This window comes from Bacillus mycoides (assembly GCF_000832605.1).
In the GTDB taxonomy this organism is placed as follows: Bacteria; Bacillota; Bacilli; order Bacillales; family Bacillaceae_G; genus Bacillus_A; species Bacillus_A mycoides.
Genome location: NZ_CP009692.1, coordinates 4,378,291 through 4,405,073 on the forward strand (window position 1 = coordinate 4,378,291; position 26,783 = coordinate 4,405,073).

Sequence of the window (26,783 nt, forward strand, 5' to 3'; positions counted from 1 at the left end):
ATATATAATATATTTCGGATATAAAGGAGATTTTAAAAATGGCAGAATTCAAAGAGCAAGTATTAGATATTTTAGAAGAAGTATGTGAAAACGATATTGTGAAAGAAAACTTAGATGTTCAATTATTTGAAGAAGGTATTCTTGATTCTTTCGCTGTAGTATCTTTATTAGTAGAATTCCAAGAGCGTTTAGAGATTGAAGTTTCTATTTCTGATTTTGACCGCGATGAGTGGGCTACACCAAATATGGTTATTAAAAAGTTAGAAGAAATCCGATGAACAAAGTGAAATTTGGTCCGATGCTTTTAGCATTGGCCCTTTTTGCTGTATTCTTACTTATTCCTACGCGCTTCCTACTCCCACTTTTAAGTGATGAGAAAGTAGAACAAGCTGCGACTTCTTTAAAAGAAGAAAAGATTCAAAGTATGATTTTACAGCAAAAGATGTTAGCAGACCCGAAATATCTTCCGATGTACGGTTCATCGGAATTCGCACGTATGGATGCTTTCCATCCATCGAATTATTTCAAAGTAAAGCCTGAAGGATTCACACCATTCCTACTTGGGCGCGGTGGAACACAAGACCTTGTACATGTATTAAACTTCACATCTACAATGAATCAATTGAAAGATAAGAAAATGATATTCGTTCTTTCTCCGCAATGGTTTGTACCACAAGGTATTGATGAGACACACTTTGCACCTAACTTTTCAAAACAACAAGGTTACCACTTCATTTTCAACGATGATTTAAAACCTGAAATGAAAAAACAAATTGCAAAACGCTTATTAAACTTTGAGATTGTAAAAAAAGAAACTTTATTAAAAATTTCGCTTGAAGGTATCGCCTACGATGATACAAAGTATAAAGTAAAAGCACTTGCTGCTAAACCTTTCGCTTATATTTATCGTAACATTCTAGATCGTAAAGATTTATTTACAGTTATGTTTAATATTAAGCCGCATAAAGAACAGCTTGATCCATCATTGAAACAAATGAACTGGGAAGAAGCTCGTAAGCATGCTGATCAAACAGGTGCAGTAGAATCAAGCTCTAACGAATATGGTATCGAAGATGATTACTTCAATAGCAAAATTAAGAAGAAATTAAAACAACGTGAAGGTTACTTAAAAAATGATGCTTATGACCAATCACCAGAATATGAAGATTTACAAATTGTACTTGATTTATTAAAACAATCTGGCGCAAAACCGCTCTTCATTTCTGTTCCTGTAAAAGGTCCTTGGTATGATTACGCTGGCTTCCCGAAAGAAAAACGCGAATTATACTACAATAAAGTTCATGAGCAAATTAAGCAAGCTGGCTATCCAATTGCTGATTTCTCAAATCATGAATATGATAAGTACTTCTTAAAAGATCATATGCACTTAGGTTGGAAAGGCTGGGTTTACATCGACGAAGCTATCCAACAATTTTATAAAGCAAACTAACGAAAAGACCGCTTGAATTATTCAAGTGGTCTTTTTTTATATACATCTTGTAATTGTTCAATTAAGTTCTCTGCTTCTTTCATGACACGTTTCACTACGTGCTGAGCTGATTCCGTTCGTGCTAATGATGATGCTTGTCCCGCCCAAAGCGACATATACTCTTCCTTATTTTGCTTCGCTGCTTCTTGACGTATTTTTGAAGTTAATACGTTTTGCACTGGATACATCGGTAAATTCTCTTCTCTTCCTTCATGTTTCTCTATAAATTCATTACGAATACCCCGTGCATATTTCCCGGAAAACGCACGGGTTACCGTTGTACTCGTATCTGTACTATGTAAAATCGCCTCTTTATACACGTCATGCGTAATACTTTCTTCACTCGTTAAAAAGGCTGATCCCATTTGAACAGCTTCTGCCCCTAACGCAAATGCCGCAACAAGCCCTTGCCCATTCATTACACCACCTGCTGCAACAATCGGGATATGAGGTACTTCCGCTACTAATTGCGGGATTAATGCAAATGTACCAATCATCGCATCTTGTTCTTTCCCAATAAACGTTCCTCTATGCCCTCCTGCCTCGCTACCTTGCCCGACAATAATATCTACCCCTAACTTAGCAAGTGCTTTCGCTTCCGCTACATGGGTAGCTGTTCCGATAACTTTTATCCCTTCCTTTTTCAAATCATCTATTTCTTCTTTTTCTAACGTTTGAAATGCAAAACTAACGACTGGTACCTTTTCCTCTAATAATACTTGTAATTGTTCTTTATAGCTTTTTGGAAGTTTTAAAGTCTTTTCTTCCTCTATACCTAATTCTCTATTCACTCCACTAAGTAATACTTTCGCCTCGTTTACCTTCTCTTCTTCTATCTGTATCTCTTTCGTTAAAAGTAAATTAACACCGAAAGGCTTATTTGTTAGTTCCCTTATTTTATAAATCGCTTCACGGATTTGTTCTGGGCTCATATACCCTGCTCCAAGCGTACCTAATCCTCCGCTATTACTCACAGCTGCAACAAGTTCTGACGTTGTAATCGCTCCTGCCATACCTGCTTGAATGATCGGATACTTAATTTGTAATATATCTATTACTCGACTTGTAAACATCATTTTCCCTCCTACTTTCCCTATACCTTCTTTATATGACATGCTTTCCCCTTCTTTTACAAGGATTGAACTTTCGCTCAAGCGAATATATTGAAAGAGAAGGAGGCTGAGAACAATGATTTATCCAAATGCGTTGCAAAAAGGTGATACAGTAATGGTTATTGCACCGTCTGGCCCACCAACACTTGAGAATATATTAAAAGGTGTGAACGTATTACAAGAGATGGGATTATCCGTAATAATTGGAAAGAGTGTTTATGAAAAATATGGATATTTAGCTGGAAGTGATCAAGTTCGTCTTGATGATATACATGAAGCATTTACAAATACTGAGGTCAAAGCAGTCTTTTGTGCACGAGGTGGTTACGGCAGCGCTCGTCTCCTCCCTTACATTCAATATGAAATCCTTCAACGGAATCCAAAGATTTTTTGGGGATATAGCGATATTACGGCTTTACATACTGCCTTTTCACGTTATGCGGAGCTGGTTACTTTTCATGGTCCAATGATTGAAGAATTAGGAAAAGGTATAGATTCTCTCTCCTTATCTTCTTTCAATCAACTATTCCATCCGTATTCATCTATCTTATATGCATCAGAATGTATCGTACCTACCTCTCCATGTACAGTTACAGGCACATTAGTTGGAGGAAATTTAACTGTGTTAACAAGTATAATTGGCTCGCCCTATGAGATAAATACGTCAAATAAACTTTTATTGCTTGAAGATATTGGTGAAGAACCGTACCGCATTGACCGGATGTTAAATCAACTACTTTTATCTGGACAGTTTAATGAATGCAGCGGCGTTATTTTTACAAGTTGTCACGACTGCAACCCTTCTAAGCCATCTCAATCATTGCAAACAATATTATATGAATATTTCACGCCATATAATATACCTGTGTTATTCGGTTTACCGATTGGACATATAAGTCCAAATATCGGTATTCCCCTCGGAGCTACAGCAACAATAAATACAACTAACAAAACTGTTTCTATTTCTTCTGGTATAGCCACTCCATGTTCAAATTAAAAAGGAAAAGCTGCTAAGCTTTTCCTTTTACTTATAATAATTAAAGATTCGTCCTGATGCTATCTCTGCAATTTCTTCTGGAATAAATGTTTTACTCATATCTGTTCCAACATTTAATACAGCTGTCGCATCTTTCTCGATGCTACCCAATAATTCTTTTCCACGTATCGTAATAAGGGGTGTACCTTCTGGCAACACATCTTTTACAAATTTCAATTGTGTAAAGAACGGAACGATCCATCTACCCTCTCCTTGGAAATGACGCAAACGAAGTGTTCCTTCCGTTGCCCCGTCTTCTGCTTCAAGTGAACCAGCAACATAAAACTCCGTTGTTAAGAGCAATTCATAAAATTCCTTTTGCTTTTGTTTATCATCTCCTGCTAAAACGAGTACTTCTTCTATTTTCTTTACTGGAATTTGCTCCATATGATGACACCCCTATTTTCAAAATGATTATACTTAGATTATACGAAATATTCTTATTTTTTTCTACATAATTCCACAATTATTTTCTTAAAATAATTTTAAAACACCTTCAGTCGTAACGATTTTGGCAAATTCATCATGTAAGTTTACAAGTGTCATATTGTGAATGTCCTCTGCACTATACTCTGTCCCGTCCAGACCTTTACGATTGAATGTAGCCGTCGCATCGCTCACTAAATACGTTGTAAACCCTAAATTACCTGCCATCCGTGTTGTAGTCTCCACACAATGATTTGTTGTTAATCCTACAATTACTACCGTATTACATTTTTGTTCTCTTAATTGTTCTTCCAAATTTGTCCCAATGAACGCGCTATTAACGGATTTCTGGATAATTATTTCATCTGGCATTGGTTGCACTTCTTCTTTAAAGTTTACCGTTTCCGCATGTTGATAAAACATCGATTGAACATTTTCTTTATTTACATGTTGAATATGAAAAACTGGTAGTTTTCTTTTTCTCCATTCTTCTAACAAACTTTTCATATTTTCTTCCGCCAAAATGTTATTCCTCACGCCCCAGTATGGTAAGTTGAATGCTTCCTGTACATCAATGATTATGAGTGCTGCTTGATTAAGCATAATATCCTCCTAATTAATTGGGCTGTAATTGAAACAGAAAACCAAGTTGCTGCGAAGCAGTAATAAAACAAATATAGGCACAAAGCTCTACAATTTCTTTTTCAGTCCAATATTGTTTTAATATATGAAACATATTATCATCTATCGCCTTTTGGTCATGAACAAATGCATGTGCAAAAGTAACGGCTACGCTAATTTCTTCTATTTTTTGTATATCATCCGGCTTTCCCTTTGCCATACAGTACGGACATTCATTCCCAAACGCTAATGTTCTTCTTACTTGCTCCTTTAACTCTACGGAAAGGGCCCCTGTACTATACAGTGTATTCTCTAACGTACTCCACGAATTTAATATATCTGGATTATGACCTAATAATTTTTGAAACTTTGTATCTCCTACATTTGATAATGTAATTCTCTCCATCATTTCCCCTCCTATTTCCTTCTTTTTTATTGTAAAATAAATAAAGTTCACTTTACATTTCATATGAATCTTAATTTTAAATTTTTCTTTACAAAAATTATCATTTTACTGGAGGTATATTTACAAATGCAATTAGACCGTGTTGATCGAAAAATTTTAAATGAATTATATAATGATAGCCGCCTTTCGATGCGTGAATTAGCAAAACGAGTAAACTTATCGGCTCCGTCTACTACAGAACGTGTACGTAAACTTGAAAGTGAAGGGATTATTCAAAAATACACAATCGATATCAATTATAAAAAAGCAGGACTTGTTTTAGATTGTATTTTAGAAATCACTTTAAAAAATGGTGATACAACACGTATGCAACAGTTTATTCAGTCTTATCCATCTGCAAGTTTTTGTTACCGAGTAACAGGAAGCTTATGCTACATTGTAAAAATCTCTGTTCCTTCACTCGTTGAACTTGAAGAATTTATCAATGATGTTTCTTCATATGCAACGACAGTTTCTCATATCGTATTATCAGAAGTAGCTCTTACTCCGGACATTGAACATATATTCCCAGAAGATTAATTCATCTTTATTCACAAAAAGAGTAAAAACCCCTTACATTAAGAATAAAAATGATATATCATGTATTAAAATACATAAAGTTCGAGAAAGGGGCTTTACATTGAAAATCTGGTTTTATGAAAAAACGGCACAATTAGATGACTTGCTTGGTATTTGGGACAATGTTCCGACCATCCCTCGAATTGGTGAAAAAGTTGAACTTCTAAAAACCGTTCGGATCGTTACAGATATTAAATATGTAAAGAACGGTAATAATTTTCGTGTAGAGATTATTACAAATTAAAAAGTAGCTCTTTAGGAGCTACTTTTTAATTATCTATTATGCGCTTTCTTTATAACAATTTTATCTTCTTCTACAGAAACTGTTACATAATCATTTTCTTCTAACCGAAGCTTATTTACAGCTTCATCAGGTAGTTCTACAGCCATCAATCTATCTGTTACTATCACTTGGCTATATATTTCATTTTCTTCTGATGTATTCACTACTTTTTCTTCATTTATGAAACGAATCGGTGGCACACCAACTTCTTTTACTGTACGCCACTGGTTCCAAGTAAAAGGAATGAACCATAATAAACCGATAATCACAAGACCAATGCCGATCCATAAATTACTTTGTGCTTGTAATTCAGTAATCGAGATTGCGTCACTTCCATCTCCACCTACAAATTGCATACTCGTTGCAATCAAATTATTTAGAGCATGCACAGCAATATTCGTCCATATATTTTTTGTCTTTATGTATAGAAGGCACATAATAACACCGAACATGAAAGCACCAATAACATCAAAATGTCCTAGTCCAAAAATAAGAGAGGATATAATAACCGCTCGTTTAATCCCCCATTTGTACGCCATTCGCTGCAAGAAAAAACCTCTAAAAATAACCTCTTCCATTATTGGGGCTAATACACATGCTGAAATGAAAGTAAATATCGTCATGTATATGTTACTCGTATTAATTACATTTCCATCTTCTAACATGGTAACTAAGAAATTAGGTAAAGTATGTGCTAAAATATAAAATTGAATTTGGGATATACCGACTGCAAAAATCATTCCCATTATCGTTGCTAATACAATTAGCCCCCAATGTAAACGTCTGGGCTTATCAAAAAAACTTTTAAAAACAACATTATTTTTACTTGTTTTAAAATATAGCCACAATAGTGGAAATGCGAAAAATATTGATATTTGTGACAGTAACTCTATCGTATTGTCAGAAGCACCTGATAAATTTAATGGAATCATAGTCAGGAACATCCCTATAATCATCCATCCAAAAAAACTACGTAGCCTTATACGTGAAAATGCATGTTGCATATGGAACACCTCCAGAGATGATATAAAGTGAAACTTTATTCAGTATTTTATGGGTAGCCCTTCTCCACAAATGGCCGGATAACTAAATTATAATATGAATATAGTTGAAAATCTTCCTATTTTTCTCACTTTATTCCGAATAATATACGTATTAAATTACATAATAACAATCCTATTTGATATACCATATCAATGTTCTTCAACTTAGTTACAATTATGTTCCTAAGTAAATATGTATCTGCCACACTTAAAAGCTACATAAATCAAAAAAGCTGGTTAATAAAAATCCCCGTTAACACGGGGATTTTTTCTACTATAATACGTCACGTTTTTGGAATAATACACTTGATACTACAAGTAATACAGCAAAATATGCAACTACAAGTAATAATGAAGTTGTAAACGTAAATTCTGTAAATGGTGGTTCTACTCCGCCACTTACTAATTTATTACTGTCGTAAACACTTAAATTTAAATGGAAAAACACCACAAATTTCGCTACACCTTTTGCAAACATCATTAGTACCATATTAATTGGTCCTTGTAAGAAAAATAGGAACATCGTAATAATTAATGGTAATACAGAATTTCTAAATACATTAGCTAAACAAAATGAAAGAGTTGCAAAGAAGAACGGTGAAAGTACTTGATATAAAATGGACTTCATTACGATTCCTAACGTTACTCCTGTTTTACTACCATCCATTACAATCCCGCCAATAATCATTGCGATTAACGTGCTAGCAAATATGATAAATAATATAGTAAGTAACACTGTAATATATTTAGAGAACAAAACTGTAATTCGTTTTCTCGGACGGATTAATAACTGCTTAATTGTACCTTTTTGGAACTCATCAGTAATTGTACGAGACGCAATCGTAATTCCAAAAATTGTTGCAAATAAGGTAATTAAACCAATCTCTGAACTTACAAAATCTAAATATGATCCTTTAAACTCATTTCCTCCTCCCCATTTCAGCATCGCTAAAACTCCCAAAATCTCCAATGCTGCAATTACACCTATTAAAATGTACATACCTTTTTTCGCATGTAACTTTAAAAATTCATTTTGAATTAATTTAAACATTACGCTTTCACTCCCCCTGTAATCGCTAAGAACTCATCCTCTAACGTTTTATTTTGAACAGTAACACCGTATACGAGTACATCAGCATTCACTAACTGTTTTACAATTTGCGGAATCTCTTCTTTCATTACAGATGCCACAGCTACATTTCCTTGTACTTTACCTTTAATAATTTCGTTCGCTTTTTGAACTTGATCTACTTCAAATGCAACTACAACTGTTTCATCATGCTTCGCTTGTTCATGTAAGTTATACTCTTGTACAAACTCACCTTGCTTTATAATAACTACGCGATCACACATCAATTCAATTTCACTTAATAAATGACTTGATACAATGACTGCAATATTTTCTTCTTTCGCTAATCGTTGTAAATAATCACGAATTTGGCGAATACCAGCTGGATCTAATCCATTTGTCGGTTCATCTAAAATTAAGATTTTCGGCTGATGAAGTAACGCCTGCGCAATTCCTAAACGCTGTTTCATACCAAGTGAGTATGTTTTCACCTTTTTATGAATCGCATGCTCTAATTCAACAAGCTTTACAATTTCAGCGATGCGCTCTTTACTAATTGGGGTAATCGCCATGTTCGCAAAATGCTTTAAATTTTGCATTCCAGTCATATAATCATATAGCTCGGGATTTTCTACAATCGCTCCAATTTGCTCTAGCGCCTTTTCACGCTCTGTGCGAATACTATGACCACAAATTGTAATATCGCCTTCTGTCATAGAAATAAGACCTGTCATCATACGAATTGTCGTCGTCTTACCGCTACCGTTCGGTCCAAGGAATCCGTATACCTCTCCTTCACGAACCTCAAATGATAAGCCCCGAATAATTTCTGTTCTACCGATTTTTTTTCGGACATTTTCTAATTTCACTACTACATTTCCCAATGATGATTCCTCCTTTAAACTTCTAGTTTTTTGTCGATGATGCGCCCTGTTATATAAACAAGTAAAACAAATATACCGATTGAAAAAGCAATACTATATAAATTCATAAGACTTTCTGGATATAGTATAAGATTTATATCCATCGATTCATCTATATAAACTAACTTCCTAATAAAAGTAGATGTAGGTGCAAGTCGGCCTAGCATTTCATATATCATATTGATTACTTTCGTTACTAGTAAAAATAAGAAGAAAATAATTACATACTCCATTTTTTTCTTTTTCAAAGAAAATACTTTAACGCTAGATACTGTAAAAAGTAAAACTAACAATATACTTGATAAATTAAATACATATAACACACTACTAAATAATTGTTTTACTATATCTAGCTCAATTGTACTTTCCGTAAATAACATTCCATAGAGTTCTGTACCTTTTATTACTTTCATCGAAATACTATAGACAAACATAGTACCTATCACTTCAAAACACATTAAACTAATTACCGCATATGACAATATTGCTAAAACAATTTTTTTACCAGATACCGGTGTTAATCGAAATAATGTACTCTCGGTCATTTTCCTAAACGCAGATATAGCCTGTAGAAATACTAATACTGCAAAAATCATATAAACTAAGAATACTAAAGCAATTATAATCATTTGCCTTACTTCTCCTGATTCTTGTTTAATATAATTCCCCATACTTACAAAAGCGACAGCTACAATGAATATGAATGACAATAACGAAATGAAAATTTGTTTTTTATTCGCATTGTACATATATATCAAACTGGCCTTCATCTACTAAACACCTCCTTAAACAAATCCGTAACAGCTTTTCCTCGTTGGAAACGTAATTCCTCTACATTTTCATGCAGTACACTTTCACCATCTTTTAAAAAGATTACTTCGTCAAAAATATTTTCCACTTCTCCAATTAAATGTGTTGCAATTAAAATGGTACAATCTTCGCGATAAAACTGTAAAATAAGTTCTAATACGTGTTCTCTAGAAACGAGATCAATTCCGCCCAGTGGTTCATCTAGTACGTATAACTTCGCTTTCCTCGAAAATGTTAAAATAATTTGTAGCTTTTCAACCATACCTTTTGATAAAGCTGTAATTTTTTCTTCTAACGGTATTTTAAATTCCGCAATCGTATCTACCGCTTTTTGAATGTCGAAGTCTTTATAAAAATCTCGATAGAAAAATAAAGAATCTTTTACCGTCATCCAATCATCAAAGACTGGCTTATCAGACATAAATGAAACGATTTCTTTCGTCTCTAACCCTACTTTTTTACCGTTAATTACTATGCTGCCTTCAGAAGGATGCTGCAATCCTGCAATCATTTTTAATAACGTCGTTTTCCCGCTTCCGTTATCTCCAACAAGCCCAACGATTTTTCCTTCTGTAATCTCTATGTTTAACTCACGGATCACTGCTTTTAATCCGTACCGCTTCCATAGATTTTCTATTTTTAATAACTCTGTCATTCGCTCTCCTCCCTTTTCTCATGTAATGAAGAACGAAGGATTGTAAGAATTTCTTCTTCTGAAAAACCTAAATTGTCCATTCCATCTATAAAAGAATGAAGTAATTCTTTCGCCATATCTTTTCGCAGCTCCATAATTTTCTCCCCTTCATTCGTTACATATCGCCCCATTCCTCTACGTGTTACAACAACTCCATCCCTCTCTAACTCTTGAAATGTACGTTGAATCGTATTTGGATTTACTTGTAATTCACTCGCTAATTCACGTACGGAGGGAATTTTATCGCCAGGCAATAAATGACCCGTTACAATTTCTTTCTTTATGTATTCCATTACCTGAATGTAAATTGGTGTATTTGGAGAAAACTCGATTTTCATTTCTCCCCTCCTGTCTTAGTGTATTAGTTAAATAGTACACTAAGACAAATTATATGTAAATACTTACAATAAAAAATGTAATAAAAAGGCAGTGTAACTTTTCGTTACACTGCCTTCCTGTAATAACATACAGGTAAATCTATTCTAATTATAGTTTCAATCGTTTGAATTCACATATAACCTTATACAAAATTTATTTTACTTTTACTTGAGTTAGCACAGATTTAAACGTATTAATAACTGTATCTACTTCTTCATAACTAATTGTAAGGGATGGTTCAATACGAATAGTTTTTGAATTAATTAATGTTCCCGCAACAAGAATTCCTTGATCAAACATCGCCTTTGACACTTCATAACCAATCTCGTCTTTATGGAATTCAATCCCAATCATTAAACCTTGACCACGAATTTCAAAGATTTTATCTTCGTGTCCTTCTGCTGCTTGTTTCAATCCTTTTAAGAAATACTCCCCAACTTCCATAGCTCGTTCCGGTAATTTCTCTTCCAATAAAACATGGATTGTTGCAATTGCAGCAGCACATGCAAGTGGATTTCCTCCAAATGTCGTTGTGTGCATAAATGGATTTTCAAACCAACTTTTGAATACTGTTTCTTTCGCAACAATAGCTCCCGCTGGCATTACACCTCCACCAAACGCCTTCGCAAGACAAATAATATCCGGCACGACATCATATAATTCTGCAGCAAACATTTTTCCTGTACGTCCCATTCCAGTTTGTACTTCATCAAAGATAAGGAGTGATCCAAACTCATCACAAAGCTCTCGTACTTGTTTCAAATAATTTTCTGGAGGTAAAATAATACCGCCCTCTCCTTGAATTGGTTCTAAAATAACTGCTGCAACATCTTCGCCCACTAATGCACATGTCTCAAATGTTTTTCTCATCATATCAATATCGCCAAACGGAACATGACGGAAACCCGGAATTAATGGTAAAAATGGCTTACGGAACATTCCTTTTGCCGTCCCAGATAAAGCACCAAGGCTCTTACCATGGAAAGCACGCGTTGTAGCAATGAACGTTGTTCGTTCACTATACATTTTTGCTAGTTTTAGTGCTGCCTCCACACTTTCTGTACCACTGTTTGTAAAGAAGGCGTATTTCAAATCACCAGGTGTAATATCCGCTAAAATCTTTGCAAGCATTGCTCGAAGTGGATCTAGTAAATCCTGACTGTGCAATGCTTGACGCTTTAATTGATCCGTTACAGCTTTTACCACTTTCGGATTACGGTGACCAACATTATAAATTCCAAATCCACCTAAACAGTCAATATACTTTTTACCATTAATATCCATGAAGCAAGATCCTTCATCTGACCATTCTACTGCTGCAAATTGTCCATCTTTTGTTACTGTTTTTCTATAAGCAAGAAAACCAGGGTTTACATGCTCTCTAAATCCATCTACTGTTTCTTTTTGAATCCAGTTTGCCTCTTCTTCAGTAACCTTTTCTTTTTCAATTAACTGTAGTACTTTCGTAATATACTCATTTACATTTGATTCTTTCTCATTCAATTTATTTTTCACGTTCGTTTCCATCTAATTCACCTCTACATTTTTTTTATTTGCAAACCAACCAATAGGTTCTACTTCTAGATTTATATTAATCTGCTTAATTTCTTGAAATTCTTCTAAACCAAACGTTCCTAGACTACGACCTATACCACTTTGCTTATATCCGCCCCAAGGCGCCTCATTGTATGTTGGATGATAGCTATTAATCCACGTAATTCCTGCGCGAAGTTTGCGAATCACACGCATTGCTTTTGCACCATCGACTGTAAATACTCCTCCAGCCAAACCATAGTCTGTACCGTTTGCCAACTCAATTGCTTCCTGTTCGTCTTTAAACTTTTGAATTACTACAACAGGACCGAAGATTTCTTCCTGGACAATGCGCATATCAGGTTTTACATTGACAAAGACTGTTGGTTCAATAAAGAAACCATCACCTTTTCCATCCTCCATTATTCGTCTACCTCCGCAAGCAACGTTTGCACCTTCGTCTTTCCCAATTTCAATATAGCGTAATACTTTTTCCATATGTTCTTGACTTACAAGTGGCCCCATTTCTGATTCTGGATTATCACCAGGCCCAACGTTAATTTGCTGTGCTCGCTCTACAAAACTATTAACAAATTTATCATAAATATTTTCTTCGACAAGGATTCTTGATCCTGCTGAACATACTTGTCCGCTACCTGCATAAATACCGAATAGAGCATAATCAATAGCGGTCTCAAAATCTGCATCTGCAAAAATAATATTTGGAGATTTTCCTCCAAGTTCTAACGAAATCTTTTTCATATTATCAGCCGCTGTTCTCATAATGTGCTTACCTGTTTTTGTTCCACCTGTAAAGGAAATCATATCCACTTTATTACTCGCTGCAATTTCATTTCCTACTATTGGACCGGCCCCCATTACCATATTGGCAACACCTTTTGGTAGCCCTACTTTTTCAAGGATTTCGAATAGCTTTGTTGCAGTGATTGGTGTCACTTCAGAAGGTTTAAACACAATGGTATTTCCAGCTGCTAAAGCAGGTGCAATTTTCCATACACTCATCAATAGCGGATAATTCCATGGAACAATTAATCCACAAACACCAACTGGCTCTCTTACAACCATCGCTTGCATCGGATCGGCTACATGATATGTTTGACCATCTGGCTTTGTAATCAATCCGGCATAATAGCGAAAACAAGCCGCTGCATCTCCAATATCTCCTTCTGCCTCACGGTACATTTTTCCATTATCCATTGTTTCAAGGTACACTAATTCTTCCATATTTTTATCAATTTCATCTGCTATTTTAAATAAATATGATGCCCTTTCAGCAGTGGATGTTGCTGACCAAATTCCGCTATCGAAAGCCGTTCTTGCCACTTCTATCGCGTATTTTGCATCCTCAATCGTTCCCTCAGGTGCATATGCTATACCCTTGCCATTCGCAGGGTTAATAATCGTTCTTTTCTCTTGATTACTAGACTCTCTCCATTCACCGTTTACATACATTTTTAAATCTAGCACTATATTGAATCCCCCTTCATCGATCGTTTATATATTTATAAGCAATTTTCATGCCAATCTTTAAAATCCAAAGGAATCATACATAAACTGACTATTTTCTTAAAAACAATAAACAATTTATGCACTCTCGCATACACTATTCCATTTTGCATAAAACGGAATGTTAATCATTTCTGCTACCGCCTTCACCACTCGGGACTTGACTCCTAGAGAATATGCACATGCTGAGCGCACACAAAAAGGAGAAGTCTATGTGACCTTCTCCTTTTTTAGGAATAAGAGATGATATCAGCCGCTATCCCTTTTTCACTAACAATTTTTTGATATTTACGACTCACTGAAGATTGGCTGATTCCAAGAGCTTTTGCAGCCTTAGTCGTTGTTTTATACTGCTTCATTGCAAGCAAAATCAATTGTTCTTCTACAGAATGTAGCGCTTCTTGTAATGGTAATACTCTTGTAATAACTGGTTTTGATTTTTTAAAGTCATAACCAGTTGTTAAAAACTTACTAACAAACTCCGCTTCAATTACTGGATCGTCTGCTGATACTACTAAACGTTCAATCATATTTTGTAATTCACGTACATTTCCTGGCCATGAGTAAAACTCTAGTAAGCTAAGCGCATCTGGAGTTAAATGATAATTTTTATTATATTTTTCATTTAACTGTTGCAAGAAATGAAAGGCAAGTACCGGAACATCTTCCATTCGCTCTCGTAGAGGAGGCACTCGCAACGGAATTACATTTAGCCGATAAAACAAATCTTCACGGAATGTTCCAGATTCCACCATCTTTTCAAGACTCTTATTTGTAGCAGCAATAATTTGTACATTTATTTTCGTAGGGATTGTACTTCCAATAGGAATTACTTCTTGTTCCTGTAGGACTCTAAGCAATTTCACTTGCAAATGTAAAGGCATTTCTCCAATTTCATCTAAAAATAAAATACCTTGATCCGCCCGCTTAAAATATCCTTCTTTTCCATTTTTATCGGCTCCTGTAAAAGCACCTTTCGTATAACCAAATAGTTCACTTTCTAACAAAGTTTCTGGAATTGCACCACAATTTAATTTTAAAAATGGCTTTGAAGATCGGTTTCCAAGTTGATGAATTGCCTGAGCAATTACTTCTTTTCCGACGCCAGATTCTCCAGAAATAAGAACATTGGAAGAAAAATCTGCTATTTTTTTAGCTTGGTTAATAATTTGCTCCATTTTCGGACTACAGTAAATAAGCTTCTTAAGAAAACGATCTTTATTTTTAAAGTCATCTAACTCCTTCTTATATTGCTCTGATATCTTCTTTATTTCATGTAATTCCGTCTTCAATCTCGTTGCTTCGGTAATATCCCTGGAGGCAATAATAATACGATGAAGCTCTCCGTTTTCATTAAATACAGGGTTTCCAACTGCTAATATTTTTCTTCCGCTTTTTGTTTCTTGTACAACTGATACCTTTTTTTGTTTTTCCAACACTAATCGCGTAACCGATGGACTAAATAATCCTTTCTTTTCTAGGTCTAAAAGATTTTTTCCTAACAAGTCCTTCAAATTACTCCCCCAAAAATCATTGATAACAGTTTCACTATAACGAATTAATTCCCCTTTATGATTAACAACTAATATTTCATCATAAATGCTAGACAAAATTGCATGTAAATCTTTATTTAAATCCTTTATATATTCAATTTCCATCGCCATGTCCTCGACCATCGGCAAATCTTGCACAATAATAACCATTCCTTCAATACTTTGATCAAAGTTTGGAATCGGACTATAGTCAACTAATACACCCATCTCATTTGTGATTTGTAATTGATTCAAAATCGTTTTTCCCTTTGTAAATACGTTATTAATGTGTTCTCCATTAAAAATCAGTTCTGCTGGTACATTCATAACTTTTTCAGGAGTCGATTTAATCATCTTCAAACCAGATTCATTACAATTTACAATTTTCTTTTCTCGATCTACTACAAAAATCCCCATTGGAATAGACGTTAAAATAATTTTCAATATATCAACACTCTGATTTTCTTGTTTAAATAGTTCTGCAAAAACATCCTCTCTTCTTATATATCCTGTTAGCTCATCCACTTCATTTTTTACTATGGCAATCGGCGCTCCAATAATTTGAAAAAGAGCTGTTAAAGAAATATCTTTACTAAGATGACATATTGTATCTAGTGAAACAGCATTTGAAAGTAATAGCTTAGAAGTTAATTCCTTACTATTTGATAGCAGATCCTTCACATGAACGTATGCAAATAATTTCTCTCCTCTTTTTAAAAATAGAAACGATTCTTTTATATTTTTAACATCTATATGCCATTCCTTTTCAGATTGATCGATAGGTAGAGAAACTATGGGTCTAATTTTTGTATGAGCGATGGAAAACATTCTGCTATTCCTCCTTTGAACTATTTAATTTGTATTGTATCATTAAATACAGATTTTTTTAATTAATCTGAAAATAAAACATTTCTTTCTTTATTTAATAAAAAAAGGAAGATGAGTGCCTCCATCTTCCTCATAGTTCTATCATTAATCACTACCACTAACGAAAAGATCTTCTTGAATATAAGCTAATACCATACCTGGAATTACTTTATCTCCCGCTTCTACTTCTAAAGATTGAACTTCTCCACTACATCCCATCTTAATTACTTCCAGTTTACCATTCATATCTTTAATAGCGAATAATGGCTCCCATTCATAAATTCGAGAATCCTTATCGATAGACACTTTTTCAATTATTCCATAACACGGACTCGTAATAATATCATAATACATAATCAATCATCCCTTTCTTTTATTCTATTAATATTGTTCTTCTAACCTTTGTGACTGAAGAATCATATAGAAAAAGCTTTGAAACTCTTCTATGTCCTCTACCTCAATGCCTAGCCTTGTTGCCCAATATTGTTCCTCTCCAATATCTTCTTGGCTTAATAAAACCATTCTCCCATTTTGAATTGAGGTAACCATTGCTTTTCCAAGAAACTGTTGCGAATACGTAACAGCTATATCGTAACGATGACTATTCGACACAATACAGTAATAACCGATTTGTTGTCTCTCCACTTCTTCTAATAAAATATCCAGTTTCATTTTAGCCCTCCCTTTAGGTTAAAAATGCAACCAACCTCTTAGGCGCGATGCTTCTACAATCTTGCGAACCCCTTCCATATAGGCAGCAATTTTCATATTTACTCCAAAGCGTTTAGAAGTATCAAGTACGTTAGAAAAACTAGATGTAATTTTCTCCTTTAAACATTGATCAACATATTGCTCCGTCCAGTAATATCCTTGGTTATTTTGACACCATTCAAAATATGAAACAATCACGCCACCAGAGTTTGCTAAAATATCTGGAACAACCAAAATTCCCTTTTCTTCTAACATGGTTATCGCCTCTTTTGTTGTTGGTCCATTTGCAGCCTCAATGATAATCTTACATCCAAGCTTTCCTGCATTATGTTTTGTAATGACTCCTCCAATTGCCGCCGGAATGAGTACATCACATTCTTTTTCTAACAACTCCTGATTAGAAATTGTTTTACTAAAGAGATTCGATACTACACCGAAAGAATCTCTGTTTTCTAGTAAATAAGGAACATCTAGACCGTCTGGATTATAAATTCCTCCTATAGCATCTGATACCCCGACTACTTTCACACCAATATCATATAAATATTTTGCCAAATAACCTCCAACATTCCCAAACCCTTGAATAATAACTCGCATATTTTGTAGCGGAATTTGTTTTAACTCACTTACTAACTGAAGTGTATACAATACACCTTTAGACGTTGCTGTTTCCCGCCCTTGTGATCCTCCTAGCATTAATGGCTTCCCGGTTATAAAGCCTGAAGAGTCAAACTCCCTGATATGGTCATATTCATCTAGCATCCAAGCCATAATTTGCGCATTTGTATACATATCAGGTGCTGGAATATCTTTCGTCGGCCCCACAATTTGACTTACTGCTCTTACATACCCACGACTCAGTAACTCTAGTTCTCTAAAACTCAACTCCTGTGGATTACAAATAATCCCGCCCTTTGCGCCTCCATATGGCAGTCCTGTCACTCCACATTTCAAGCTCATCCAGCCAGCAAGTGCTTTTACTTCTTCTGCCGTAACATCTGGATGAAATCTAATACCACCTTTTGTTGGCCCTGCTGCGTCGTTATGCTGAGCGCGATACCCTTGAAATACCTTTGTTGTTCCATCATCCATTCGAACAGGAATGCTTACTTCTAAAAAACGCATTGGTTTTTTCAGAAATTCGAATACTTCGTCTGGATAACTTAAAAAATGAAGCGCCTCTTTTAATATAGCTTGAAATTCCTCTAAAGGATTTTCAACTTCAACTGTATTTGTATGTTTTTCTGATTGAATCGGCACGATAACACCCCTCTTTATACTTTTACTAATTGTACAAAGCAATAATCGTGCCAAGTGAAAATACTACGTTAATCATATCGTGTCATCCCCTTTACTTATGAATCTTTGAGTGACTTATGCAATGCTGCATGATTATCAAATATAAAAAAAGACATCGGAACTTATCCGATGCCTTTTTCTTTTTATATTTCCTGTGCTTCTTCAAAATGCATTTGCGGAGGAGCTGAACGGAACATATTTGTAACATATAGAAGGTACCCAATTCCAATAGCAGCCCAGCAAAGTCCCAAAATAAGTGAATGGATATTGAGATTAAACCATAGTACGGCTACAGTAGCAGCACCCAAAATAGGCATAACTAAGTAATTTAAGAAATCTTTTATCTTCTTATATCTTTTTTTCTTGATTATATAGTAAGAAATTACAGACAAATTAACAAATGTAAATGCAATAAGCGCTCCAAAGTTAATAAGAGATGCTGCTGTTTCTAAATCAATGAATATAGCGAAGAGCGAAATAATTCCTACAAAAATAATATTATATACTGGGGTTCTCCAGCGAGGATGAATGTATCCGAATATTTTCTTCGGAATTACATTATCTCGCCCCATTACGTATAATAACCTGGATACACTTGTATGAGAAGCTAAACCAGACGCAAGTGTCCCCATAAGGGTTCCTACTAAAAAGAAAGCTTGAAATAATTTCCCGCCAACATATAGCGCAATTTCTGGGGATGCTGATTCTTGATTTTTAAATACAGATGTATCTGGAAAAATAGATTGTGTAAAATACGTTGTAGTAATGAATAAAACTCCGCCGATTAAAGCAGTAAGAAAAATAGCTCGAGGAATTGTTTTTTTTGCGTTTGGTGTCTCTTCTGAAAATGTAGTTACTGCATCAAAACCTAAAAATGAGAAACAAAGAATTGTTGCACCTGCAACTAACGGTGATATTTGTATATCTGATTGAAAAAACGGCTGAATGGAAAAAACTTCTCCTGTTCCCTCTCCCGCTAATAAGCCTTTTATAACTAGAAAAACAAATACGGCCATTACTAACACTTGAAATATTACTAAGAACGTATTGAAATTAGCAGTAACATTTACGCTAATCATATTTATTAATGTAACCAGGAGAACAAAGCCAATGACCCATACCCAACTAGGAACACTTGGGAAAAATGCTGACATATAAATTCTCGTTAATAGTGCGTTCACCATTGGTAGAAACAAATAATCCAATAACGCGGACCATCCAACAAGAAACCCAAGCCTTGCACTAATTGTCTTCTGTGTATACGTATAAGCAGATCCTGCGGTAGGAAAAGCCTTTACCATTTTTCCGTAGCTTGCAGCGGTAAACAACATCCCCGCTAATGCAATAAGATAAGCTCCTGGAACATGACCACCCGTTTTTTCAGAAACGATTCCAAATGTGTCAAACCCAACCATCGGTGTCATATACCCGACCCCTAGCATAACAATTGACCAAAGCCCTAATGAACGTTTTAAACCAACTACTTTCCCCACCTATCATTCCTCCTACTTTCTCTATCTAATTTCCATTTAAAAATCGACAATCAAAAGGAAGCGTTTTCAAATAACCATATATCACACCGAGTACTACCTCCCTTTTTGTTGCTTTTTAAATATTCATGCAATTTTTAAGCCAAAATTTCTAGAGTTTAAAAATTCAATATTAAAAAGAACGTATAGGTGGAATTAGACCTCATTTCTTCTCATTTTTTATTCATTTTGACATAAATTATTCAATCTCTCATACGACTAAATATGAAAATAAAACCTTAATCCGTGTTTTTTCTTGATTCCCACTTCCTCAAAAATTGGGCTTTTACAAGATTAAAATATTTCCATGAAATAATAACATTATGTAAACTATTCATAGCAAAAAAGCTGTCTTTTCTATAAAGACAGCTTTTTCTATAACACTATATTAAAAATTGAATACGAAGTCATCGTCTGCTAACTTTTCAACATTCGTTGCTTTTACGTAACCATTTCCTTTTACAGAGAAGAAGTCATGGTTTTTCGTATCTGTACGTAAACCATTTAAAACGATTGGGTTAATTTCTTCTTCCTCAAACTTCGGCTCAAGTCCTAAGTTCATAAGTCCTTTATTCGCATTGTAACGAACGAAACGATTTACATCCTCTACAAGACCGATAGAAGTGTAAATTTCTTCTGTATATGCCAATTCAATTTCATACAGTTCCATTAATAACTCTTGCGTTTCCGTTTGTACTTCTTGTTGCTCTTCTGCAGAAAGTTCTGTGAAGATTTGTTGTGCTAAAATACCAACGAATACGCCGTGAATTGACTCGTCACGAATTATTAGGTTAATAATCTCACCACTTGCCGTCAATTTACCTTGACCCGCTAAGTAAAGTGGATAGAAGAATCCACTATAGAATAAGTAACTTTCTAAGAACACACTTGCTACCATTGCCATGTATAACTCTTTTTTCGTTACTTCAGGCTTTAATAAGCGACGATAGTAACTAGTAACAATACCAGCTTTTTTCTCAAGTAATGGATGGTTATCTACCCATTCAAAAATATCATCAATTTCTTCTTCAGTAGCTAATGTTGTGAAAATATGACTGTAACTCTTCGCATGTACTTCTTCCATAGCGCCCATGAAAGCTAATACACTTTTCGCTTGTAAATTTTCAAGATGAACAAGTACAAGAGGCATCCCTTCGCCACCTTGTTTCGTATCTAAAAGTGTTAAACCACCTAATACACGCTTATAAGCAATTTGCTCTTCTTTTGATAATTGTGCCCAAGTATTTTTGTCAGAAGATACTGCGATTTCTTCTTCTGTCCAAAACTGAGCGATGTTTTGCTTCCAAAACATTAAACTAAAATCATCTTCTTTTTTGTTCCAGTTTACCGCACGCATTAAATCGCCCCTTCTCTAAATAAACATAAAAAATTGATAACTAAGCATGAGCAGGGTTCAGAAAAACCCTGCTCATAATGTCTCACTTTTTATATTAAACGGTACAAGCCACGCACTCTTCCACGCTTAATTTACGTGTTCTCGTATAATAAAGACTCTTCAAGCCTTTTTTATGTGCATAAATGTAGTAACGTGCTAACTCACGTGTTGAAATATCACTATTAACATAAAGAATTGTACTAATTCCTTGGTCAATATGTTCTTGAACTTCTGCGATTAAATCAATTAATTTAAACTGATTCATATCATAAGAAGATTTATAGTACCAAAACGTATCTTTTGATAAATACGGCATTGGATAATATGTTGTCGCATTCGCATACGTTCTTGATTCAATTTGACTTACGATTGGCATTACGCTTGAAGTTGCATTTTGAACGTAACTGATCGATTGTGTCGGAGCGATTGCAAGACGATATGAGTTGTATAAACCATTCTTCTGTACTTGCTCTTTTAAACTTGTCCAATCTTCTTTTGTTGGAATATGAATTCCTTCAAATAATTGCTGAATTTTTTCAGTTACTGGGCTGTAATCTGTCGTTTCATACTTTTCAAAGTATGTGCCGTTTGCATAATCAGACTTATCGAAGTCTTTAAATGTTTCGCCTTTTTCTTTAGCGATCTCCATACTTTTCTCAATCGAGTAGTAATTTAACATCATAAAGAATGTACGAGCGAATTCTTTCGCTTCAGCACTTTCATAAGCGATTTTATTTTTTGCTAAATATCCATGTAAGTTCATTGCTCCAAGTCCAACTGAATGAAGCTCATCATTTGCTTTTTTCACAGTTGGGGCATTCGGAATGATCGTCATATCAGAAACAGCTGTTAAAGCTTCCATTCCCGCATGAACTGCTTCACGAATTTCTTTATTTTCCATTACGTTTACGATATTTAACGATCCTAAGTTACAGTTAATATCACGGCGGATAATGTCTTCTGTACCGTAATCATTTATTTCAGAAGTTTCTTGTAGCTGGAAGATTTCTGTACATAAGTTCGACATCTTCACAGTTCCAATATCCTTCAGTGGATGCTGGTTATTTGCATTTGATTTAAACATTAAGTATGGGTAACCAGACTCAAGCTGAATCATAGCAATTTTAATCAGCATATCACGCGCACTAATATCTAATGGCTTCTTCTTCACTTTCGGATTGCTCATTAATTCATCGTACATTTCGTCGATATCTATATCATCTAAATGTTTTCCGTACTCTTTAAATACTGTATAAGGCGCGAAAACATGGAAAGGTTCGTTTTTCTCAGCAAGCTCAAAGAACTTACTTGGAACGATAATTCCGATTGATAGAGACTGAATACGGCTCTTCTCATCGGCATTTATTTTTTTGGTATCAAGGAATTCAATAATATCCCAATGGAAAATGTTTAAGTATACTGCACCTGCACCTTTTCGTTGCATATTGTTACTCCATATCGTCAAAACGTATGGGGGATAGTCATTTCTGCTATCCTCTCTATATCGCTATAGAGTTCAGACCATATCTTCTTCTCGCCAAATTCTTCATTTAACCATTTATCATATGTTTGATGCACATGAATATGGCATAAACTATAATAACTGTATACACCCTTTGAATTTGGTTGTTTTGAGAAGCCAGGTTCGAGCTACTTAGTCACCTACATAGCCACTTGGTCGTTGAACCTTCTCCTTATCTAATAAATTTAGGAGCTCGGCTGCTGATTTCCTGCAATCTTGGATTTTCAGGGTTCGCTACGTAATTTCTTCGTAGTATCCTACCTTGATATACTCAGGCGTTCCAGCAATTGACCTGGTTTTATAGTTGAGCCATAAAGTTAACCCAACTGATTCGCATACGAAAACGAATCTTCAAGTAATTTCATAACAGGTACTACACCACTTGCGGCGTTATCAATACCTTTAATTTGTTCACCACGTGCGCGTAGCTTAGATAAGTTTAAAGCTACTCCACCACCGATTTTCGATAATTGCATTGCAGTATTAATGTTAAAGCCGATTGAATTTAAGCTATCATCCATCTCTAACAAGAAACAAGACACCATTTCTCCTCTTCTGCTTCTTCCCGCATTTAAAAAGGTTGGTGTCGCTGGTTGGTAGTTTTGTTTTACAATCATGCTTGCGAAGTGTTTTGCCTTCGCAACATCACCGCGTCCTAAGTATAATGACACAATTGCTACACGATCTTCATAGCTTTCTAAGTATTGTTTTTGATCATTCGTTTTTAACGCATAATCTTTATAGAACTTAGATGCTGCCATATAAGATTGGAACTCGAAGTTTTCACCATAAGCGATGTTATAAACTCCTTCTACTTCCTCCAAGCTATACTCGTCCAGAACGTTGTAATAGTAATCATGTTCTTTCATATACTCCATTCGCTCTGCCACGCTATTAAAATGAACGGTATTCTCTCTAGCTTCTTCCATAAAGACTTCTAACGCCTCTTTATCTTTATGAAGCTGATAAAAACCGTCCTGCATTTGCGTGATTTCATTATTCAGTTCAATGTGTCGCAATCTCCCGCACCCTTTCTTTAAAATATTCTACATCATTATTTGTTCCAGATAACTCAAATTTTGATACAATAGGCACTTCATATTTAGTAGAGATTTTGTCAGCACTTGCACCAAACATGTCTCCCCAATTACGATTGCCACTTGCAGATACGCCTTTTAATTTTTCATTATTGCGTTCTAAAAAGTCTAAAACACGTTCCGGTACATTTCCAAAACCTGTTGTATACGTAATAAGAATAAAGTCTTCATCTAATACTAGAGCTTCATCAATTTGAACGGCCGGCATATTTAATTTGTGAATGAAACGCTTCACGTTTCCTGTCATAGAATCATATGCAACTAACATTTCCGACCCTCCCTCTCCAATCTATATTCTCTGTATGTCGTTTCTTGATTTCTCTATATATTGTATTACGTTTCAAAATAAGACACAAGATATATGTATAAATTCTTTCTTTTTTTAACTTTTACTTTTCGACATGACCGTCGATTTTTTTCAATACAAAGACTATGAAACAACATTCTAAAACTCATGTCAATAAAGTGCTTTTCAAAAAAGTTGTCAACGAATTTAACCTTATTTTTAAAAAAGTTACCAATATTTTTTGTCATAAAACAGTAAATGCTGGAGTAATATATTTCTCCAGCATCACGCAAAAAAGAACAGATATTAAACGATAATCTGTTCTAACAAACGATTACATTTATCAATTTTACTTTATTAAATATTATACATATTCTTTCGTTCCTCGTTACATACTAAAAGATAACTATTATAGAAAAAGATTATTATTATGGAACTTCAATTTATTTATGAAAAAAATTATTCAGGGTGCTCAATACGCAAAATATCTCTTACAAATATATGATGTGGATTCTCATCTTTATCGAGCATTGTACATACAGGAGCTTCTTCATCAAAGTATACGATCATTCCTTCTACGTACTGATATGTATGTTGAACTTGTACCGTTACTTTAATTTCTACTGCTTGTTCATACGCCCTTTTTATTTTCTGAAGCATTTTTGCTGAACATTTTCGTTTCTCTGGATACATAACCATTCCCATAAACCTATTCCCAGCTCTATCTTTCCACATATAATCCCAATGTGGCAATATGCCTTGTTTAAAATCCCCCATAATTCCCCTCTCCTTTATCTTCTATTTATGAACGTGGTGTTTCTGAATATGTATAAATTACCTGTCCACCGCGCTGTGCGTTCCCGATAATATGTTTAAAATCTTCTCGATTTACAACAACTTCTCTGAACGTATAAAATACATCTTTCGTCGCAACATACTCCTTTATTTCATCATTTTTCAGCTGATCCAAAATTGTATTTGCTAATTGTTTATCCATGTATTTCACCTCTCTGCAATATTTTATTCTATCGCATCTTCTATAGGTCGACAACGGTAAAATTATCCCGTTACTATTATGTAATTCACTTTCATTATTTTTATATCTATATCACTTTATTATATTCGCACTAAATATCATATACTAACATAGCTACTTCTCTATATCAAACTTTTTGATACCCTGTATAACAAAGTTCCAAATCACTGTTTGATATTTTATTTTATGCTACAATATACATTTAGAACTAGGAGGGATACTATGATTCGGAAAGCAAAAAAGACAGATGCGGTAGAAGTAGCACCTTTATTGTATAACGCTCTGCACGAAATTGCTGAAAAAATCACAGGTAGCACAGTTGAAGCAAAAGTAATACTAGGACTTGAAACATGGTTCGTAAAAGAAAATAATCGATTGAGCTATGAAAACTGTTTAGTGGCTGAACAAGGTGGAAAGGTAGTTGGGGTTATTGTCGTTTATCACGGTAGTGACGCTGAACAACTTGATGCACCAATCATACACTACTTAAGAGAACTACATGAAGACGAATCCATTACGTTAGAAAAAGAAGCTGAACTTGATGAGTATTATATTGACACGTTGTCAGTTTCAAGTATGTACAGTGGACGTGGTATTGGCTCTAAATTAATCGATGCAGCTGAACTTCATGCAACTGAAAAAGGGCATGAAAAAATCGCCTTACTTGTTAATTTAGAAAACAAACGCGCTTTTTCACTATATGAAAAACTTGGTTACAAAGAAGATAAAACCGTTATGCTCGTCGGTGAATCGTATGCCCATCTAATAAAACCATTACGGTCATTGGTTTCTATATCTTAAAAGGACAATTCTTTTTTACTTGTTATGTAGAGAAAGAGGCTGCCAAAGGGACAGCCTCTTTTAAATTAATTTTGTATTTAATACATTTCCATCCATCGCCTCATGAAATGTATACGTTGTACATCCCCATGGCTTCCTATGAAAAATAGGCGAACCAGACCACCCCATTGCCCTCAGTTCAGTCCCAATCATCGCATTAAAATAACTATGACCTACAAGGGCAATATGTCCATGTACGAGCGCATAGCGGTGCAACATATTAGCGGCTTGCCTTGCTCTTTCTCGTACTTCCTTATAAGACTCAACCTCTTTACTATAACCAACTATCCATCGTGTACGTCCAATAAACATCCATACATTCGGTTTACATTTCAACCATTTTGGAGCATAAAAACTCGTTGGAACTTCCGCTTCCCTAAAAAGAGGATTTTGCACAAAAGATAGGGAATCCAATAACTCAGCCGCTGACTGTACAGCGCGCCTTTGATCACTCGTTACAACCAGTTTCGCTGATTCAATCGCCTCAATTGTTTCAATTGGTATAGGAGTTTCTTTTACTGTAGTCCCTAAATCATATTGCTTCATCCATTCACGAAATAAAATAATTGTCATTGGCTCTATAGTACTGTCCAAACGACCATGACGAATAAAAGAAATTCGCATTCTTTCCACTCCCCATTCATCACTTACGAACTATATTACGTACTATTTCTTCTTGCCATCATACCATGCATAAAAA

28 protein-coding genes and 2 pseudogenes are annotated in these 26,783 nt (G+C 34.9%); 6 read left to right on the forward strand and 24 right to left on the reverse strand.

Annotated elements, in window-relative coordinates:
* Nucleotides 1-38: 38 nt before the first annotated feature.
* Together dltC and dltD are read left to right on the forward strand one after the other, a co-directional pair.
* Nucleotides 39-278: a D-alanine--poly(phosphoribitol) ligase subunit DltC gene (dltC, locus tag BG05_RS24240; RefSeq protein ID WP_002011622.1), complete on the forward strand. Its 240-nt coding sequence runs from the start codon at nt 39-41 to the stop codon at nt 276-278.
* Nucleotides 275-1,450, forward strand: coding sequence for a D-alanyl-lipoteichoic acid biosynthesis protein DltD (dltD, locus tag BG05_RS24245; RefSeq protein ID WP_002186339.1), 1,176 nt, complete (start codon nt 275-277; stop codon nt 1,448-1,450). Before dltC ends, dltD begins: the two co-directional genes overlap by 4 nt.
* A 17-nt stretch (nt 1,451-1,467) precedes the next feature.
* Here dltD and BG05_RS24250 read toward each other — a convergent pair whose 3' ends face one another.
* Nucleotides 1,468-2,604, reverse strand: a complete 1,137-nt coding sequence (locus BG05_RS24250) for an NAD(P)H-dependent flavin oxidoreductase (protein WP_002186340.1) — start codon at nt 2,602-2,604, stop codon at nt 1,468-1,470.
* Between the two features lie 73 nt (nt 2,605-2,677).
* Between BG05_RS24250 and BG05_RS24255 the strand changes: the two genes are divergently transcribed.
* Nucleotides 2,678-3,598 carry a S66 peptidase family protein gene (locus BG05_RS24255; RefSeq protein WP_002168832.1) on the forward strand — a complete coding sequence of 307 codons (921 nt, stop codon included), beginning with the start codon at nt 2,678-2,680 and terminating at the stop codon, nt 3,596-3,598.
* A gap of 27 nt (nt 3,599-3,625) precedes the next feature.
* Here the strand turns inward: BG05_RS24255 and BG05_RS24260 are convergent, their stop codons facing one another.
* From BG05_RS24260 to BG05_RS24270, 3 genes are all read right to left on the reverse strand, one after another.
* Nucleotides 3,626-4,024, reverse strand: a complete 399-nt coding sequence (locus BG05_RS24260) for an SseB family protein (protein ID WP_002011614.1) — start codon at nt 4,022-4,024, stop codon at nt 3,626-3,628.
* An 87-nt stretch (nt 4,025-4,111) separates the two neighbouring features.
* Nucleotides 4,112-4,666: a cysteine hydrolase family protein gene (locus BG05_RS24265; RefSeq protein WP_002186343.1), complete on the reverse strand. Its 555-nt coding sequence runs from the start codon at nt 4,664-4,666 to the stop codon at nt 4,112-4,114.
* Between the two features lie 13 nt (nt 4,667-4,679).
* On the reverse strand, nt 4,680-5,093 hold the full coding sequence (locus BG05_RS24270; protein WP_170935223.1) for a carboxymuconolactone decarboxylase family protein: 414 nt from the start codon (nt 5,091-5,093) through the stop codon (nt 4,680-4,682).
* A gap of 123 nt (nt 5,094-5,216) precedes the next feature.
* Between BG05_RS24270 and BG05_RS24275 the strand changes: the two genes are divergently transcribed.
* Together BG05_RS24275 and BG05_RS24280 are read left to right on the forward strand one after the other, a co-directional pair.
* Nucleotides 5,217-5,669 (forward strand): Lrp/AsnC family transcriptional regulator, encoded by a 453-nt coding sequence (locus BG05_RS24275; RefSeq protein WP_002011610.1) that lies wholly within the window; start codon nt 5,217-5,219, stop codon nt 5,667-5,669.
* Nucleotides 5,670-5,769: 100 nt separating this feature from the next.
* Nucleotides 5,770-5,952 carry a DUF3913 family protein gene (locus BG05_RS24280; RefSeq protein ID WP_000707108.1) on the forward strand — a complete coding sequence of 61 codons (183 nt, stop codon included), beginning with the start codon at nt 5,770-5,772 and terminating at the stop codon, nt 5,950-5,952.
* A gap of 29 nt (nt 5,953-5,981) precedes the next feature.
* On the opposite strand, the gene BG05_RS24285 is transcribed toward BG05_RS24280, so the two are convergent.
* The 19 genes and pseudogenes from BG05_RS24285 to BG05_RS24375 all read right to left on the reverse strand — a co-directional run bounded on the left by BG05_RS24285 (nt 5,982) and on the right by BG05_RS24375 (nt 25,204).
* The gene (locus tag BG05_RS24285) at nt 5,982-6,995 is read right to left on the reverse strand and encodes a CPBP family intramembrane glutamic endopeptidase (RefSeq protein WP_002168834.1); all 1,014 of its coding nucleotides are present in this window, start codon (nt 6,993-6,995) and stop codon (nt 5,982-5,984) included.
* A gap of 313 nt (nt 6,996-7,308) precedes the next feature.
* A complete protein-coding gene (locus tag BG05_RS24290; protein ID WP_002186344.1) occupies nt 7,309-8,085 on the reverse strand; it encodes an ABC transporter permease in 777 nt (258 codons plus the stop codon).
* The gene (locus BG05_RS24295) at nt 8,085-8,987 is read right to left on the reverse strand and encodes an ABC transporter ATP-binding protein (RefSeq protein WP_002030591.1); all 903 of its coding nucleotides are present in this window, start codon (nt 8,985-8,987) and stop codon (nt 8,085-8,087) included. The genes BG05_RS24290 and BG05_RS24295 overlap by 1 nt, the downstream gene beginning before the upstream one ends.
* 14 nt (nt 8,988-9,001) lie before the next feature.
* A complete protein-coding gene (locus tag BG05_RS24300; protein WP_016126729.1) occupies nt 9,002-9,796 on the reverse strand; it encodes a hypothetical protein in 795 nt (264 codons plus the stop codon).
* Nucleotides 9,793-10,491 (reverse strand): ABC transporter ATP-binding protein, encoded by a 699-nt coding sequence (locus BG05_RS24305; protein WP_002186347.1) that lies wholly within the window; start codon nt 10,489-10,491, stop codon nt 9,793-9,795. The genes BG05_RS24300 and BG05_RS24305 overlap by 4 nt, the downstream gene beginning before the upstream one ends.
* Nucleotides 10,488-10,868, reverse strand: coding sequence for a GntR family transcriptional regulator (locus BG05_RS24310; protein WP_002030586.1), 381 nt, complete (start codon nt 10,866-10,868; stop codon nt 10,488-10,490). The genes BG05_RS24305 and BG05_RS24310 overlap by 4 nt, the downstream gene beginning before the upstream one ends.
* A 193-nt stretch (nt 10,869-11,061) precedes the next feature.
* Nucleotides 11,062-12,435 carry a putrescine aminotransferase gene (locus BG05_RS24315; protein WP_002188891.1) on the reverse strand — a complete coding sequence of 458 codons (1,374 nt, stop codon included), beginning with the start codon at nt 12,433-12,435 and terminating at the stop codon, nt 11,062-11,064.
* Entirely contained in the window at nt 12,436-13,929 is a 1,494-nt protein-coding gene (locus BG05_RS24320) for an aldehyde dehydrogenase family protein (protein ID WP_002186349.1), read from the reverse strand. It abuts the gene before it with no gap.
* A gap of 269 nt (nt 13,930-14,198) precedes the next feature.
* Nucleotides 14,199-16,328 (reverse strand): sigma 54-interacting transcriptional regulator, encoded by a 2,130-nt coding sequence (locus BG05_RS24325; protein WP_002186350.1) that lies wholly within the window; start codon nt 16,326-16,328, stop codon nt 14,199-14,201.
* Between the two features lie 144 nt (nt 16,329-16,472).
* Nucleotides 16,473-16,721, reverse strand: a complete 249-nt coding sequence (locus BG05_RS24330) for a biotin/lipoyl attachment domain-containing protein (protein WP_002011502.1) — start codon at nt 16,719-16,721, stop codon at nt 16,473-16,475.
* A 27-nt stretch (nt 16,722-16,748) separates the two neighbouring features.
* On the reverse strand, nt 16,749-17,039 hold the full coding sequence (locus tag BG05_RS24335; RefSeq protein ID WP_000762559.1) for an SAV0927 family protein: 291 nt from the start codon (nt 17,037-17,039) through the stop codon (nt 16,749-16,751).
* Between the two features lie 18 nt (nt 17,040-17,057).
* Entirely contained in the window at nt 17,058-18,338 is a 1,281-nt protein-coding gene (locus tag BG05_RS24340) for a Glu/Leu/Phe/Val family dehydrogenase (RefSeq protein WP_003188223.1), read from the reverse strand.
* A gap of 182 nt (nt 18,339-18,520) precedes the next feature.
* On the reverse strand, nt 18,521-19,870 hold the full coding sequence (locus BG05_RS24345; protein ID WP_003188225.1) for an APC family permease: 1,350 nt from the start codon (nt 19,868-19,870) through the stop codon (nt 18,521-18,523).
* A 424-nt stretch (nt 19,871-20,294) separates the two neighbouring features.
* Nucleotides 20,295-21,263, reverse strand: coding sequence for a class 1b ribonucleoside-diphosphate reductase subunit beta (nrdF, locus tag BG05_RS24350; RefSeq protein WP_002011508.1), 969 nt, complete (start codon nt 21,261-21,263; stop codon nt 20,295-20,297).
* Between the two features lie 94 nt (nt 21,264-21,357).
* Nucleotides 21,358-22,743: pseudogene (locus BG05_RS24355) on the reverse strand (ribonucleoside-diphosphate reductase subunit alpha); the annotation flags it as partial.
* A 401-nt stretch (nt 22,744-23,144) separates the two neighbouring features.
* Nucleotides 23,145-23,843: pseudogene (locus BG05_RS24360) on the reverse strand (ribonucleotide reductase N-terminal alpha domain-containing protein); the annotation flags it as partial.
* On the reverse strand, nt 23,830-24,189 hold the full coding sequence (gene nrdI / locus BG05_RS24365) for a class Ib ribonucleoside-diphosphate reductase assembly flavoprotein NrdI (RefSeq protein ID WP_000959445.1): 360 nt from the start codon (nt 24,187-24,189) through the stop codon (nt 23,830-23,832). The gene nrdI and the pseudogene BG05_RS24360, both read right to left, overlap by 14 nt.
* 477 nt (nt 24,190-24,666) lie before the next feature.
* Nucleotides 24,667-24,984, reverse strand: coding sequence for a hypothetical protein (locus BG05_RS24370; RefSeq protein WP_002011512.1), 318 nt, complete (start codon nt 24,982-24,984; stop codon nt 24,667-24,669).
* A 25-nt stretch (nt 24,985-25,009) separates the two neighbouring features.
* Nucleotides 25,010-25,204 (reverse strand): hypothetical protein, encoded by a 195-nt coding sequence (locus tag BG05_RS24375; protein ID WP_002011514.1) that lies wholly within the window; start codon nt 25,202-25,204, stop codon nt 25,010-25,012.
* Nucleotides 25,205-25,465: 261 nt separating this feature from the next.
* Between BG05_RS24375 and BG05_RS24380 the strand changes: the two genes are divergently transcribed.
* Nucleotides 25,466-26,044, forward strand: a complete 579-nt coding sequence (locus BG05_RS24380) for a GNAT family N-acetyltransferase (RefSeq protein ID WP_002168839.1) — start codon at nt 25,466-25,468, stop codon at nt 26,042-26,044.
* 60 nt (nt 26,045-26,104) lie between these two features.
* Here the strand turns inward: BG05_RS24380 and BG05_RS24385 are convergent, their stop codons facing one another.
* Nucleotides 26,105-26,707 (reverse strand): histidine phosphatase family protein, encoded by a 603-nt coding sequence (locus BG05_RS24385; protein WP_002126185.1) that lies wholly within the window; start codon nt 26,705-26,707, stop codon nt 26,105-26,107.
* Between the last annotated feature and the right edge of the window lie 76 nt (nt 26,708-26,783).